This is a genomic window from Rhodococcus ruber NBRC 15591, from assembly GCF_001894945.1.
GTDB lineage: Bacteria > Actinomycetota > Actinomycetes > Mycobacteriales > Mycobacteriaceae > Rhodococcus > Rhodococcus ruber.
In genome coordinates this window covers 1-14,568 of the sequence record NZ_BCXE01000043.1, presented here as the reverse complement: position 1 = coordinate 14,568, position 14,568 = coordinate 1, and the positions used below count along the sequence as shown (strand labels likewise).

Below are 14,568 nucleotides of genomic sequence, written 5' to 3'. Positions count from 1 at the left end.
GACGTAGCCTGGGAGCATGACCACCGATCCGTCCTCACCCGCCCCCGATGCCCCGGACGCGCCCGTGCCGGACGTGACCCCGGCGGAACCGGGTTCGCCGTCGGTGCCGGATGTGACCCCGGCGGAACCGGGTTCGCCGTCGGTGCCGGATGTTCCGCCGTCCCCGGTCGGGCCGGACGTGACACCCGCCGAGGGGAAGGACCCCGGCTACACCTCGGCCGGGGTACCCACGTTCGACGCGGTGCGGGAGAAGATCGAGCGCCGCGCGGGCACCGCGACCGGTGCAGAGGAACTCGCCCGCGAGAGCGCAGCGGGACGCACGCTCGAGGAGCAGTTCGACGAGCGCCGACAGGCCGCCGCCGACAGGCTGCGCGAGATCCGTCGCTCGCTGGCCGAGGGGTGAACCGGGCTCGGTCCGACCCACCCGTATGAATGAAGTTGCATGATGGTGCATAATCAATCGCATGGGTAACTCACCGGAATTCACGGCGACCGCACAGTCACCGATTCGGGTCGCCGTCGCAGGGGCGAGCGGGTACGCGGGGGGCGAGATCCTGCGTCTGCTCCTCGGGCATCCCGCCTACCAGGACGGCCGGCTCGTCGTCGGTGCACTCACCGCCGGTGGCAACGCCGGCGCGAGGCTCCGCGAATTCCATCCCCACCTGCTCCCGCTTGCCGACCGCGTCCTCGACGCCACCGACTCCGAGACCCTGAGCGGCCACGACGTCGTGTTCCTCGGCCTGCCGCACGGCCACTCCGCCGTCATCGCCGAACAGCTGCCCGACACCACCGTCGTCATCGACTGCGGCGCCGACTTCCGCCTGTCCGAGTCCGCCGACTGGGAGCGCTGGTACGGCGGGGAACATGCGGGGACCTGGCCGTACGGGATGCCAGAACTACCCGGCAAGCGCGAGCACCTGATCGGCGCCACCCGGATCGCGGTCCCCGGCTGCTATCCCACCTCGGCCACCCTGGCCCTGGCCCCCGCCGTCGCGGCCGGCATCGTCGAGCCGACAGTCCACGTCGTCGCCGTATCCGGTACCTCCGGCGCCGGCAGGTCCCTCCGAGCCGACCTCCTCGGCTCCGAGGTCATGGGCTCGGTCCGGGCCTACGCCGTCGGCGGAGCACACCGGCACACCCCCGAGATCAAGCAGAACCTCGCCACCCTGACCGACGCCGCAGTGTCCGTCTCCTTCACCCCCGTGCTGGCGCCGATGCCGCGGGGCATCCTCGCCACCTGCACCGCCCCCACCACCGCCACCGCCGACGAGGCCCGGGCCGTGTACGAGAAGGCCTACGCCGACGAGCCGTTCGTGCAGGTACTGCCCGAAGGGACGCTGCCCAGCACCGGCGCGGTACTCGGCTCCAACGCCGTGCAGCTCGCCGTCACCGTCGACCCCGACGCCGGCGTCCTCGTCGTCGTCGCCGCGCTCGACAACCTGACCAAGGGCACCGCCGGCGCGGCGGTGCAGTCCATGAACCTGGCGCTCGGCCTGCCCGAGACCGCCGGCCTGTCCACCGTGGGAGTCGCCCCGTGAGCATCGACAGACAGTCCACCGACGAGCACGTCTACGCCGACGCGGTCGAGATCGCCGGCGGCCGCCTGATCCGCACCCAGGGCGTCACGTCGCCGGCCGGGTTCCGCGCCGCCGGTATCCCCGCCGGCATCAAGGCCTCCGGCAACCCGGACCTCGCGCTGGTCTTCAACGAGGGCCCGGAGCTGACCGCAGCCGGCGTCTTCACCACCAACAAGATCAAGGCCGCGCCCGTGCTGTGGTCGCAGCAGGTCCTGACGTCCGGCGCGCTGCGCGCCGTGATCCTCAATTCCGGCGGCGCCAACGCCTGCACCGGACCGGGCGGCTTCCAGGACACCCACGCCACCGCGGAGAAGGTGGCCGAAACGCTCAGCAACTGGGGCACCGAGACCGGTGCCGGCGAAGTCGCGGTGTGTTCGACCGGCCTCATCGGCGACCGACTGCCGATGGACAAGGTGCTCGCCGGTGTCGCGGAGATCGTCCACGAACTCGCCGGCGGGATCTCCGGCGGCACCGATGCCGCCTACGCCATCATGACCACCGACACCGTGCCCAAACAGGCCGCCCTGCACCACGCCGACAAGTGGAACGTCGGCGGCATGGCCAAGGGCGCAGGCATGCTCGCCCCCGCCCTGGCCACGATGCTGTGCGTGCTCACCACCGACGCGGTGGCCACCGCCGAGCAGCTCGACCGTGCCCTGCGCGCCGCCACCCGGCTCACGTTCGACCGTCTCGACGTCGACGGGTCGACCTCCACCAACGACACCGTGCTGCTGCTCGCGTCCGGAGCCAGCGGCATCGCCCCCAGCCAGGAGCAGCTCGACGCCGCCGTCCTCGCCGTGTGCGACGACCTCGCCGGGCAGATGATGGCCGACGCCGAGGGCGTCACCAAACGGGTCACCGTCACCGTCCGCGGCGCCGCCACCGAGCAGGACGCCCTCGTGGGCGCCCGGACCGTCGCACGCGACAACCTCGTCAAGACCGCCCTGTTCGGTTCCGACCCCAACTGGGGGCGTGTGCTCGCCGCCATCGGCATCGCGCCCATCGCGCTCGACCCCGATCGCATCTCCGTCACGTTCAACGGATCCCCGGTGTGCCTCGACGGCGTGGGCGCTCCCGGCGCCCGAGAGGTCGACCTGTCCGGCCCCGACATCGCCCTCGACATCGACCTCGGCGTCGGTGACGCCGAGGTGACCATCCGCACCACCGACCTCTCCCACGGATACGTCGAAGAGAACTCGGCCTACTCGTCATGACCGGAACCGAGACGACCACCGATCCCATCGCGCAGCTCACCGCCCACCAGAAGGCGTACGTCCTCGCCGAGGCGCTGCCGTGGCTGCAGAAATTCCGGGACAAGACCGTCGTGGTCAAGTACGGCGGCAACGCCATGATCGACAACCGGCTCAAGCGCGCCTTCGCCGCCGACATGGCATTCCTGCGCACCGTCGGCGTCCATCCCGTCGTCGTCCACGGCGGCGGACCGCAGATCAACGCCATGCTGAAGCGACTGGGCATGGCAGGGGAGTTCCGCGGTGGTTTCCGCGTCACCACCCCCGAGGTGATGGACGTCGTCCGCATGGTGCTGTTCGGCCAGGTCGGCCGCGAACTCGTCGGCCTGATCAACGCCCACGGCCCGTACGCCGTCGGGATCTCCGGCGAGGACGCCCACCTGTTCACCGCCACCCGCCGCACGGTCGTCGTCGACGGCGAGGACACCGACATCGGTCTCGTCGGCGACGTCACCTCCGTGGACCCCGCCGCCGTCCACGACCTCGTCGCGGCCGGTCGCATCCCCGTCGTCTCCACCATCGCCCCCGACGCCGACGGCGTGGTCCACAACATCAATGCCGACACCGCCGCCGCCGCGCTCGCCGAGGCGCTCGGCGCGGAGAAACTCGTCGTCCTCACCGACGTCGAGGGCCTCTACACCGACTGGCCCGACCGCAGTTCCCTCGCCACCAGCATCGACGCCGACGCCCTGGCCGAGCTGCTGCCGTCCCTCGACGCCGGCATGGTCCCCAAGATGGAAGCCTGCCTGCGAGCCGTCCGCGGTGGCGTGCCCACCGCCCACGTCATCGATGGCCGCCAGCCGCACTCGGTGCTGCTCGAACTCCTCACCGAGGAAGGCATCGGCACGATGGTCACTCCCACCCACCGCCGGGCGACCGCGCCCACCCAGGAAGGCACCCCATGACCGGCACCTCCGAACTCCAGCAGCGCTGGGCCGGGTCGCTGATGAACAACTACGGCGTCCCCAAGGTCGCCCTCGTCGCCGGCGACGGTGCCGTCGTCACCGACGCCGACGGCAAGCAGTACCTCGACCTGCTCGGCGGCATCGCCGTCAACGCCCTCGGCCACCGCCATCCCGCCATCCGCGACGCCGTCACCGCGCAACTCGACACGCTCGGTCACGTGTCCAACCTCTACGCCAGCGGACCCGTCGTCGAACTCGCCGAACGCCTCCTCGCGCACTTCGGGCACCCCGGCCGGGCGTTCTTCTGCAACTCCGGCACCGAAGCCAACGAAGCCGCGTTCAAGCTCGCCCGGCTCACCGGACGCCCCAAGATCATCGCCGCGGAGAAGGCCTTCCACGGCCGCACCATGGGGGCCCTGGCCCTCACAGGCCAGCCGGACAAGCGCGCCCCGTTCGAACCCATGCCCCCCGGCGTCGAATTCGTCCCCTACGGCGACGCCGAGGCCCTCGACGCCGCCGTCGACGAGAACACCGCCGCCGTGTTCCTCGAACCGATCATGGGCGAATCCGGCGTGGTCGTGCCCCCCGAGGGCTACCTCGTCCAGGCCCGCCGGATCACCGCAGAACGTGGGGCACTGCTCGTTCTCGACGAGGTGCAGACCGGCATCGCCCGCACCGGGACGTTCTTCGCCCACCAGACCGCCGGAATCGTGCCCGATGTCATGACCCTCGCCAAGGGTCTCGGCGGTGGCCTGCCCATCGGTGCCGTCCTCGCCACCGGTCCGGCCGCCGAGTTCTTCCAGCCCGGCAAGCACGGCACCACCTTCGGCGGCAACCCGGTGTGCGCCGCCGCCGCGCTCGCCGTCCTGCGCACCATCGACGAACAGGACCTGCTCGCCCACGTCGACGCCGTCGGCAAGTCCATCGCCACCGGCATCGAGGCACTCGGCCACCCCCTCGTCGACCACGTCCGCGGCGCCGGCCTGCTGCTCGGCATCGTCCTCACCGACACCCGGGCCCCCGCCGTCGAAGCGGCAGCCCGGGACGCCGGCTATCTCGTCAACGCCGCCGCCCCCGACGTCATCCGCCTCGCCCCACCGCTGATCCTCACCCAGGAACAGGCCGACGGATTCGTCGCGACACTGCCCTGCGTGCTCGACGCCGCCCGGCAGGAAGGAAACTAGACCCATGGTGAAGCACTTCCTGAAGGACGACGACCTCACGCCCGCACAACAGCGCGAGGTTCTCGACCTCGCCGCGGCCCTGAAGAAGGCGCCGTTCTCGGCCCGCCCGCTCGAGGGACCGCGCGGCGTCGGCGTCATCTTCGAGAAGAACTCGACCCGTACCCGCTTCTCCTTCGAGATGGGAATCGCCCAGCTCGGCGGCCACGCCGTCGTCGTCGACGGCCGCACCACCCAGCTCGGACGGGAAGAAACCCTGCAGGACACCGGCCGCGTCCTGTCCCGCTACGTCGACGCCGTCGTCTGGCGCACCTTCGGCCAGGACCGGCTCCAGGCGATGGCCGAAGGCGCCACCGTGCCCCTCGTCAATGCCCTGTCCGACGAGTACCACCCCTGCCAGGTCCTCGCGGACCTGCTCACCCTGCGCGAGCACAAGGGGGAGCTGCAGGGACTGAAACTGACCTACTTCGGTGACGGCGCCAACAACATGGCGCACTCGCTCATGCTCGGCGGCGTCACCGCCGGCATCGACGTCACGATCGCCGCCCCCGCCGGTTTCGCTCCGGATCCCGCCGTCGTGGCAGCGGCCCGCGCCCGCGCCGCCGACACCGGCGCGCAGATCACCCTCACCGAGGACGCGCGCACCGCCGCCACCGGTGCCGACGCCCTCGTCACCGACACCTGGACCTCCATGGGCCAGGAGAACGACGGACTCGACCGCGTCGGTCCCTTCCGTCCGTACCAGGTCAACGCCGAGCTGCTCGCGCTCGCCGACCCGAAGGCCGTCGTGCTGCACTGCCTGCCGGCCCACCGCGGTGACGAGGTCACCGACGAGGTCCTCGACGGACCGCAGTCGGTGGTGTGGGACGAGGCCGAAAATCGCCTCCACGCCCAGAAGGCGTTGCTCGTATGGCTGCTCGAGCAGCGCGAACGGTAGCCGTGAGCAGCGTGGCCGAACCGTCGAGCGGCGCCGGCGCCGCCGCGGCCCCGACCCGCGCGGCCCGGCAGGCCCGGATCACCGCGCTCGTCGCCACCCGTGCGATCCGCAGCCAACCGGAACTCGCCGCGCTGCTCGCCGCCGAAGGCATCGAGGTCTCCAACGCCACCCTCTCCCGCGACCTCGAGGAGCTCGGTGCGGTCAAACTCCGCGGCGCCGACGGCGGCCCCGGGGTGTACGTCGTCCCCGAGGACGGGAGCCCCGTCCGAGGCGTGTCCGGAGGCACCGACCGACTCTCCCGCCTCCTCGGCGAACTGCTGGTCTCCACCGACTCGAGCGGCAACATCGCGGTGCTCCGCACCCCACCAGGAGCAGCGCACTATCTGGCCAGCGCACTCGATCGGGCATCATTACCCGAAGTGGTCGGCACCATCGCCGGCGACGACACCATCGCGGTGATCGCGCGTGAGCCCCTCACCGGAGCCGACCTCGCCGCGAAGATCGAATCCCTGGCCTGATCCGATCGCGCACCGAGCACCGATAGACGCACGTTCAATCAAGAAGGAGCACAAACACAATGGCCGATCGCGTCGTACTCGCCTACTCGGGCGGGCTGGACACCTCCGTCGCCATCAGCTGGATCGGCAAGGAGACCGGCAAGGAGGTCGTCGCCGTCGCCATCGATCTCGGCCAGGGCGGCGAGGACATGGAGGTCGTGCGCCAGCGCGCCCTCGACTGCGGCGCGGTCGAATCCGTCGTCGTCGACGCCAAGGACGAGTTCGCGGAGGAGTACTGCCTGCCGACCGTGCAGGCCAATGCCCTCTACATGGACCGTTACCCGCTGGTCTCCGCGATCAGCCGCCCGCTGATCGTCAAGCACATCGTCGAGGCGGCCCGCGAGCACGGCGGCACCGTCGTCTCGCACGGGTGCACCGGCAAGGGCAACGACCAGGTCCGGTTCGAGGTCGGATTCGGCGCCCTCGCCCCCGATCTCGAGGTCATCGCACCCGTCCGCGACTACGCGTGGACCCGTGAGAAGGCCATCGCCTTCGCCGGCGAGCACAACCTGCCGATCAACGTCACCAAGAAGTCCCCGTTCTCGATCGACCAGAACGTGTGGGGCCGGGCCGTCGAGACCGGCTTCCTCGAGGACCTGTGGAACGCCCCCACCAAGGACGTCTACGACTACACCGAGGACCCCAGCCTCAACTGGCAGGCCCCCGACGAGCTGATCATCACCTTCGACAAGGGTGTGCCCACCGCGATCGACGGCCGGTCGGTCACCGTGCTCGAGGCCATCCAGGAACTGAACCGCCGCGCCGGCGCCCAGGGCGTCGGCCGTCTCGACATGGTCGAGGACCGGCTCGTCGGCATCAAGAGCCGCGAAATCTACGAAGCCCCCGGCGCGCTCACCCTCATCCACGCCCACCAGGAACTCGAACACGTCACGCTCGAACGCGAACTGGGACGGTACAAGCGTCGCGTGGAGGAGCGCTGGAGTGAGCTGGTCTACGACGGCCTCTGGTTCTCGCCGCTGAAGTACGCGCTCGACTCGTTCGTCCAGAACACCCAGGAGCACGTCTCCGGCGACATCCGGCTCGTCCTGCACGGCGGCCATATCGCCGTCAACGGTCGCCGCAGCGCCGAATCGCTGTACGACTTCAACCTCGCCACCTACGACGAGGGCGATACCTTCGACCAGTCCAACGCCAAGGGCTTCGTCCAGATCCACGGCCTGTCCTCCAAGGTCGCCGCGAAGCGGGATCTGGGCCTGTAGCGATGACCGCTCACGGCACCAACGAAGGCGCCCTGTGGGGCGGCCGGTTCGCATCCGGACCGGCCGCCGCCATGGCGGCGCTGAGCAAATCCACCCACTTCGACTGGGCACTCGCCCCCTACGACGTCCGAGCTTCCAAGGCACACGCACGGGTGCTGCACAAGGCCGGACTGCTCAGCGATGCCGACCTGACTGCCATGCTCGACGGTCTCGACAGGCTCGCCACCGACGTCGCCTCCGGTGCGTTCACCCCCGCCGAGTCCGACGAGGACGTCCACGGCGCTCTCGAACGTGGGCTCATCGAGCGGGTCGGACCCGAGGTCGGAGGCCGGCTGCGCGCCGGCCGCTCCCGCAACGACCAGGTCGCCACGCTGTTCCGGATGTGGCTGCGCGACGCGGCGCGACGCATCGCCGACGGGGTCCTCGCCGTCGTCGACGCCCTCGCCGACCAGGCCGCCGCCCATCCCACGGCCGTGATGCCGGGCAAGACCCACCTGCAGGCGGCACAGCCGGTACTGCTCGCGCACCACCTGCTCGCCCACGCCCATCCGCTGCTGCGCGACGTACAGCGGCTGCGGGACTTCGATGCGCGTGCCGCGGTCTCCCCGTACGGCTCCGGGGCGCTGGCGGGCTCCTCCCTCGGCTTGGACCCCGACGCGATCGCGGCCGAGCTGAACTTCGACTCCGCTGCCGAGAACTCGATCGACGCCACCTCCTCGCGGGATTTCGCCGCCGAGGCCGCGTTCGTGTTCGCAATGATCGCGGTCGACCTCTCCCGCATGGCGGAAGAGGTCATCCTGTGGAGCACGCCGGAGTTCGGCTACATCACCCTCGCCGACGAGTGGTCAACCGGCTCGTCGATCATGCCGCAGAAGAAGAACCCGGACGTCTCCGAACTGACCCGGGGCAAGGCCGGCCGCCTCATCGGCAATCTCACCGGCCTGCTCGCCACGCTCAAGGCCCAGCCGCTGGCGTACAACCGGGACCTGCAGGAGGACAAGGAGCCGGTGTTCGACTCGGTCGCGCAGCTCGAGCTCCTCCTGCCGGCGATCACCGGTCTCGTGTCCACCCTGACCTTCCACACCGATCGCATGGCCGAGCTGGCACCCGCCGGGTTCACCCTCGCCACCGACATCGCCGAGTGGATGGTGCGCCAGGGAGTGCCGTTCCGGATCGCGCACGAAGCGGCCGGCGCCTGCGTGCGGGCGGCGGAGGCGCGCGGAGTCGGACTCGAGGAACTGACCGACGACGAACTGGCCGCCGTCGATGCCGCACTGACCCCGCAGGTACGTGAGGTCCTCACCGTGGAGGGCTCGATCGCCTCGCGCAACGCCCGCGGCGGCACCGCGGGCGTGCGGGTCGGTGAACAGCTCGACGGTGTCCGTGCCGCCGCCCGCGCGCTGCGGGACTGGGTGCGCGGCTGACCGGCCTGCACGGTGAACGGGGCCATCGGGTCGACGTAATGTGGCAGGCTGTCATTCCTGACAGGGTCGACACACGCAGAACTCGGCGGATGGGAAGAGGTTCGTGGCACTGGGCGGTGGATCGGTGATGGGGCCCCTGCGACGTGTGGTGGCGACCGCGCAGAACGGCCTCGAGGTGATCCGTCACGGCGGCTTGGAAACGGGGGCGACCCCGTCCCCGTTCCAGGTCGTCGAGCGGACCGGCATGTACAGGCTGCGGCACTACTATCCGGAATCCGACGCCGCCGAGACCGGTGCTCCGGTGGTGATGGTTCCCCCGATGATGATGTCGGCGGACGTGTACGACGTCACCCGTGAGACGGGAGCGGTCGGCATCCTGCACTCGATGGGCCTCGACCCCTGGGTGGTCGACTTCGGTTCCCCGGACCGGGAGGAAGGCGGGTGGGACCGCACCCTCACCGATCACATCATCGCCCTCGACGAGATCGTCGATCACGTGCACGACTACACCGGTCGTGACATCCACCTCGCCGGCTACTCGCAGGGCGGGATGTTCTGCTATCAGGCCGCGGCCTACCGCCGCAGTCGGCACGTCGCGAGCCTGATCACCTTCGGCAGCCCGGTGGACACCCTGGCCGCGTTGCCGTTCGGAATCCCGGAGGGCGTCGCGGTCCGGGCTGCCGACTTCCTCGCCGACCACGTCTTCAACCGTCTCGCCATCACCGGTTGGATGGCCAAGACCGGTTTCCAGTTCCTCGATCCTGTCAAGACGGTGCGGTCGCGCATCGAGTTCCTCATGCAACTGCACGACCGGGAAGCCCTCCTGCCGCGCGAACCCCAGCGTCGCTTCCTCGACACCGAGGGGTGGGTGGCCTGGTCCGGTCCCGCGGTGGCCGAACTGCTCCGCCAGTTCATCGTGCACAACCGCATGGTCAGTGGCGGATTCGTCATCAACGACCGTGCTGTGAGCCTGGCCGAGATAACCTGTCCGATCCTCGCGTTCGTCGGCGAGGTGGACGACATCGGCCAACCCCTTGCGGTGCGCGGCATCCGCAAGGCCGCCCCCCGGGCCCAGGTTTTCGAATATTCGCTACGCGCAGGGCATTTCGGACTCGTCGTGGGTGGCACCGCGGCCCGGCAGACCTGGCCCGCCGTCGGCGAATGGGTGCAGTGGCGCGAAGGGCACGGCGACCGACCGGTCGGCGTCGGCCGGATGGCGATCCCCGAACTCCACGCGGAAGGGGAAACCGGGGTGTCCGTCGCGACCCGGCTCACCCACACCGTCGCCACCATCGCGGAGGTCGGCGTAGAGGTCGGCAAGGGCATCGCCGACCTGGCCTCCGAGACAGTGCGCGGCGCGCGGGAACTGTCGGGGGAAGCGGCCCGCGCCCTGCCGCGACTGGCCCGGCTCGGACAGATCCAGCCCCGTACCCGCATCTCCCTTGCCGGTGTCCTCACCGAGCAGTGCCGCAAGGGACCGCACCGCGAGTGCTTCATCTACGAAGACCGCGTCTACACCTTCGCCGAAGTCAATCGCCGGATCGACAACGTGGTGCGCGGACTGGTGCACTCCGGTGTGCGTCCCGCCGCCCACGTCGGCATCCTGATGGACACCCGCCCCAGCGCGATGGCCGCGGTCACGGCCGTCTCCCGGATCGGAGCGGTGTCGGTCCTGCTCCCACCCGGCCCCGACCTCGACGAGGCGATCCGATCGGGTGGTGTCCAGAAGATCATCACCGACCCCGAGAACCTCGATCGGGCACTCGCCACGGGGATCCCGGCCCTGGTCCTCGGCGGGGGCAGCATTCGCGAACTCGACATCCCGCCCGGTGCAGACGTCGTCGATCTCGAGCACCTCGACATCACCACGATCGAACTCCCCGGCTGGTATGCCCCCGATCCCGGTGTCGCGCGGGAACTTGCCTTTCTCCTGTTCACCGGGAGTGGTGACACCCTGGAGATGCGGCAGATCTCCAACCACCGATGGGCGCTCTCCGCCTTCGGGACCGCCACCGCCGCCGCGCTCGGCCGTGGCGACACGGTCTATTGCCTTGCCCCGCTTTATCATTCGTCCGGTCTGCTGGTCAGCTTCGGCGGCGCACTCGCGGGAGGCTGCCGGATAGCCCTGTCCCACGGTCTCGATCCCGCACGCTTCAGCGAGGAAGTTCACCGTTACGGCGTCACCGTCGTCACCTACACCTGGGCAATGATGAGGGACATCCTCGACAGCCCCGCGCTGCACATCGACGAGATCCATCCCGTCCGCCTCTTCATCGGCTCGGGCATGACCACCGGACTGTGGCGGCGGACCCTCGAACGTTTTGCTCCCGCACAGGTGCTCGAGTTCTATGCCTCCACCGACGGCGAGGTCGTCCTGGCCAACGTCTCGGGTGCCAAGATCGGGTGCAAGGGACGGCCCCTGCCCGGCAGCGCCGAGGCTCGCCTTGCCGCATGGGATCCCACGACCGGGCGCCTGGTGGAGGATCCGCGGGGCTTCGTCCGCGAAAGCGCGGACGGCGAGGTCGGACTCCTGCTCGGGCGGCCCAGTGCCTCCACCGAAGCACTGCCCGGTGTCATGCGAGGTGTGTTCGAAGTCGGTGACGTATGGGTGCCCACCGAGAACCTCTTCCGTCGAGACCAGGACGGTGACTACTGGCTGCTCGACAGCAAGCACAGTGTCATCCGTACCCCGCACGGGCCGGTATACGGGCAGCCGGTGGCGGACGCGCTCGGCAGTATCCCGAAGGTCGATCTCTGCGTCGTCTACGGTGTGCGCACCGCCGGCACCGAAATCGCCGTGGCCGCCTGCACCCTCCGCGAGAACCGCGCGCCGAGCGCCGCGGAGATCACCGCGGCACTCGACGCAGTCCCCGCCTCGGAACGACCCGATCTCGTCCATGTCGTCCCGCACATCGACCTCGGGCCCACATTCCGGCCCGTGTCCGGCGATCTGCCGGCACGAGGCCTGCCGAAGCCGACGGTGCGGTCGTGGTTCGCCGATCCCGATACCGGCACCTACAAGCGGTTCACCAAAGCGGTTGCAGTGAGATTTGCCGGCGTCGGCGCTGGTCCGGCGCCGGGCGCACGGTAGCGTGGGCCCGTCCGGCCCCCACACCACCGTCGAGAGGACAACCGTGGCTGTCGATCCCACGCTGCTGAGCATCCTGGCCTGCCCGCAGGACAAGGGGCCGCTGCTCCTCGTCGACGATTCGGTCCTCTACAACCCGCGGTTGCGCCGGGCGTATCCGATCGAGAACGGCATCCCCGTCCTCCTCGTCGACGAGGCCCGAGACGTGACCGACGCCGAACACGAGGACTATGTCGCGCGCGGGGTGGCCGGTTGGACCGAGGACCCGGTGACGGACTGACCGTGGCGTTCGAGCGGCTCACCCCGGTCGATCCGCTGAAGGCGGCCCACACGATCCTCGGTGCCACGCTGTGTGCGGGCGAGGTGGTGCTGCGGATCACGGAGGTGGAGGCATACGGGGGCCCCGAGGACGGTCCCTGGCCCGATCCGGCGGCGCATTCCTACCGGGGACGTACGCCTCGGAACGCGGTGATGTTCGGCCCCGCCGGCCATCTCTACGTCTACCGCAGCTACGGGCTGCACCACTGCGCCAACATCTCGGTCGGAGCCGACGGAGTGGCTGCCGCCGTGCTGCTGCGAGGCGCGGAAGTCGTTGCGGGGGAGGAGACCGTCCGTGCCCGGCGAACGGCCGGGACTCCGGCGTCGAACCTCGCCCGCGGACCCGGCAACCTGGCCGAGGCTCTGGGGCTGACGCTCGCGGACAACGGGATCGACGTGCTCGACGAAGGCGCCTCGGTGAGGCTCACCCTGGGGGACGCCGAGCGGGTCGCGGCGGGACCCCGCGTGGGTATCAGCGTCGCGGCCGAGCGGCCGTGGCGGCTGTGGATTCCGGGGGCGGTGGGCGTGTCGGCCTACCGGCGCAGCCCGCGCGCGCCGGCCGCTCCGCGCCGGATGGGATGATCGAGCAGTGACTGAGCACATCCTCGACGAACTGACCTGGCGCGGGCTGATCGCCCAATCGACCGACCTCGACACACTCCGCCGCGACCTCGACGCGGGCCCGGTCACGCTCTATGCCGGATTCGACCCGACCGGCCCCAGTCTGCACGCGGGTCACCTCGTGCCGTTGCTCGCACTCAAGCGCTTTCAGCGGGCGGGCCACCGGCCGATCGTGCTGGCCGGCGGCGCCACCGGCATGATCGGCGACCCGCGCGAGGTGGGGGAGCGGACCATGAACTCGGCGGACACGGTCGCCGAGTGGGCCGAACGCATCCGTGGGCAGCTCGAGCGGTTCGTCGACTTCGACGATTCCCCGACCAGCGCGATCGTCGTGAACAACGCCGACTGGACCTCCTCCCTCAGCGTCGTCGACTTCCTCCGCGATGTCGGCAAGCACTTCTCCGTCAACGTCATGCTCGCGCGCGACACCGTCAGACGCCGGCTCGAGGGCGACGGCATCTCGTACACCGAATTCAGCTACATGCTGCTCCAGGCCAACGACTACGTGCAGTTGCGTCGTCAGCACGGGTGCACCCTGCAGGTGGGTGGATCGGACCAGTGGGGCAACATCATCGCGGGCGTCGAGCTCAACCGGCGGACGGACGCCGCGGCAGTGCATGCGCTCACGGTCCCGCTCGTCACCTCCGCCGACGGAAAGAAATTCGGAAAGTCCACCGGCGGCGGAAGCCTGTGGCTCGATCCGCAGATGACCACCCCCTATGCCTGGTACCAGTACTTCGTCAACGCCGCGGATGCCGACGTCGTGAAGTACCTGCGGTGGTTCACCTTCCTGGATCAGGAGGAGCTCGCCGAACTCGAGACGGCGACGGCCGAGCGGCCGCACGCCCGTGAAGCGCAGCGCCGGCTCGCGGCCGAGATGACGACTCTCGTTCACGGAGAGGCGAACACTCGCGCGGTCGAACTGGCGAGTCGGGCGTTGTTCGGGCGAGGCGAGCTTTCGGAGCTGGACGAGGCGACCCTTTCCGCCGCCCTGGCAGAGGCTTCCGTCGCCGAGGTGCGCGACGGGCAACCCGACACGATCGTCGACCTGCTCGTCGCAACAGGTCTGTGCGAGAGCAAGGGCGCGGCCCGGCGCACGATCAAGGAAGGGGGCGCCTCCGTGAACAACCAGCGCATCTCGTCCGAGGACTGGGTCCCGTCGAGTGCGGATCTTCTGCACGGTCGCTGGCTCGTGCTGCGGCGAGGCAAGCGCAACTTCGCCGGCGTCCGCGTCGAGCGCGGCTGACGAGAGTGACCTCACCGCTGACGGGCCGCTGACCTGCGGGTTTGACGGCCTGTTAGCGGTGGCGTAACTTTGTCGTCGTTCGAGCGACACGGACACCGACCCGGACCGAGAGGTACGGAAGTTGGTTGTGTCCTGACCGACCGAACGACCGACACGATGATCGCAGACGCTGATTGCGTAGGTGAACTCGGAGTGTTAGGATAGAACGGTTGCCCCGGAGCCGAACGCGAAAGCGCGAAGCGAC

13 protein-coding genes are annotated in these 14,568 nt (G+C 69.9%); all 13 read left to right on the top strand.

Annotated features, from left to right (window positions below):
• Positions 1 to 16: 16 nt before the first annotated feature.
• The 13 genes from RR3_RS23635 (at position 17) to tyrS (ending at position 14,324) form a co-directional block, all read left to right on the top strand.
• Complete coding sequence (locus RR3_RS23635) at positions 17 to 403, top strand: PspA/IM30 family protein (protein ID WP_010595375.1); 387 nt, start codon at positions 17 to 19, stop codon at positions 401 to 403.
• A 61-nt stretch (positions 404 to 464) separates the two neighbouring features.
• A complete protein-coding gene (gene argC, locus RR3_RS23630; RefSeq protein ID WP_017681574.1) occupies positions 465 to 1,538 on the top strand; it encodes an N-acetyl-gamma-glutamyl-phosphate reductase in 1,074 nt (357 codons plus the stop codon).
• Positions 1,535 to 2,791: a bifunctional glutamate N-acetyltransferase/amino-acid acetyltransferase ArgJ gene (argJ, locus tag RR3_RS23625; RefSeq protein WP_017681573.1), complete on the top strand. Its 1,257-nt coding sequence runs from the start codon at positions 1,535 to 1,537 to the stop codon at positions 2,789 to 2,791. Before argC ends, argJ begins: the two co-directional genes overlap by 4 nt.
• The gene (gene argB, locus RR3_RS23620) at positions 2,788 to 3,732 is read left to right on the top strand and encodes an acetylglutamate kinase (protein ID WP_064066716.1); all 945 of its coding nucleotides are present in this window, start codon (positions 2,788 to 2,790) and stop codon (positions 3,730 to 3,732) included. Before argJ ends, argB begins: the two co-directional genes overlap by 4 nt.
• A complete protein-coding gene (locus RR3_RS23615; protein WP_064066715.1) occupies positions 3,729 to 4,916 on the top strand; it encodes an acetylornithine transaminase in 1,188 nt (395 codons plus the stop codon). The genes argB and RR3_RS23615 overlap by 4 nt, the downstream gene beginning before the upstream one ends.
• A 4-nt stretch (positions 4,917 to 4,920) precedes the next feature.
• Positions 4,921 to 5,850 (top strand): ornithine carbamoyltransferase, encoded by a 930-nt coding sequence (argF, locus tag RR3_RS23610; protein WP_064066714.1) that lies wholly within the window; start codon positions 4,921 to 4,923, stop codon positions 5,848 to 5,850.
• The gene (locus tag RR3_RS23605) at positions 5,823 to 6,368 is read left to right on the top strand and encodes an arginine repressor (RefSeq protein WP_172603638.1); all 546 of its coding nucleotides are present in this window, start codon (positions 5,823 to 5,825) and stop codon (positions 6,366 to 6,368) included. Before argF ends, RR3_RS23605 begins: the two co-directional genes overlap by 28 nt.
• 59 nt (positions 6,369 to 6,427) lie before the next feature.
• The gene (locus tag RR3_RS23600) at positions 6,428 to 7,627 is read left to right on the top strand and encodes an argininosuccinate synthase (RefSeq protein WP_010595383.1); all 1,200 of its coding nucleotides are present in this window, start codon (positions 6,428 to 6,430) and stop codon (positions 7,625 to 7,627) included.
• A gap of 2 nt (positions 7,628 to 7,629) precedes the next feature.
• Positions 7,630 to 9,051 (top strand): argininosuccinate lyase, encoded by a 1,422-nt coding sequence (gene argH, locus RR3_RS23595; protein WP_010595384.1) that lies wholly within the window; start codon positions 7,630 to 7,632, stop codon positions 9,049 to 9,051.
• Between the two features lie 127 nt (positions 9,052 to 9,178).
• Positions 9,179 to 12,142: an AMP-binding protein gene (locus RR3_RS23590; protein WP_010595385.1), complete on the top strand. Its 2,964-nt coding sequence runs from the start codon at positions 9,179 to 9,181 to the stop codon at positions 12,140 to 12,142.
• 43 nt (positions 12,143 to 12,185) lie between these two features.
• Positions 12,186 to 12,419, top strand: coding sequence for a Trm112 family protein (locus RR3_RS23585; protein WP_010595386.1), 234 nt, complete (start codon positions 12,186 to 12,188; stop codon positions 12,417 to 12,419).
• 2 nt (positions 12,420 to 12,421) lie between these two features.
• Positions 12,422 to 13,039 carry a DNA-3-methyladenine glycosylase gene (locus RR3_RS23580; RefSeq protein ID WP_064066713.1) on the top strand — a complete coding sequence of 206 codons (618 nt, stop codon included), beginning with the start codon at positions 12,422 to 12,424 and terminating at the stop codon, positions 13,037 to 13,039.
• Between the two features lie 7 nt (positions 13,040 to 13,046).
• Entirely contained in the window at positions 13,047 to 14,324 is a 1,278-nt protein-coding gene (gene tyrS, locus RR3_RS23575) for a tyrosine--tRNA ligase (protein ID WP_064066712.1), read from the top strand.
• Positions 14,325 to 14,568 lie beyond the last annotated feature (244 nt).

Excerpts from the sequence above, each read along its gene's own strand:
- RR3_RS23590 (WP_010595385.1), top strand. The coding sequence starts at position 9,179 with ATGGGGCCCCTGCGACGTGTGGTGGCGACCGCGCAGAACGGCCTCGAG.
- RR3_RS23615 (WP_064066715.1), top strand. The coding sequence starts at position 3,729 with ATGACCGGCACCTCCGAACTCCAGCAGCGCTGGGCCGGGTCGCTGATG.
- argB (WP_064066716.1), top strand. The coding sequence starts at position 2,788 with ATGACCGGAACCGAGACGACCACCGATCCCATCGCGCAGCTCACCGCC.
- argC (WP_017681574.1), top strand. The coding sequence starts at position 465 with ATGGGTAACTCACCGGAATTCACGGCGACCGCACAGTCACCGATTCGG.
- RR3_RS23635 (WP_010595375.1), top strand. The coding sequence starts at position 17 with ATGACCACCGATCCGTCCTCACCCGCCCCCGATGCCCCGGACGCGCCC.
- RR3_RS23600 (WP_010595383.1), top strand. The coding sequence starts at position 6,428 with ATGGCCGATCGCGTCGTACTCGCCTACTCGGGCGGGCTGGACACCTCC.
- RR3_RS23605 (WP_172603638.1), top strand. The coding sequence starts at position 5,823 with ATGGCTGCTCGAGCAGCGCGAACGGTAGCCGTGAGCAGCGTGGCCGAA.
- argH (WP_010595384.1), top strand. The coding sequence starts at position 7,630 with ATGACCGCTCACGGCACCAACGAAGGCGCCCTGTGGGGCGGCCGGTTC.
- argF (WP_064066714.1), top strand. The coding sequence starts at position 4,921 with ATGGTGAAGCACTTCCTGAAGGACGACGACCTCACGCCCGCACAACAG.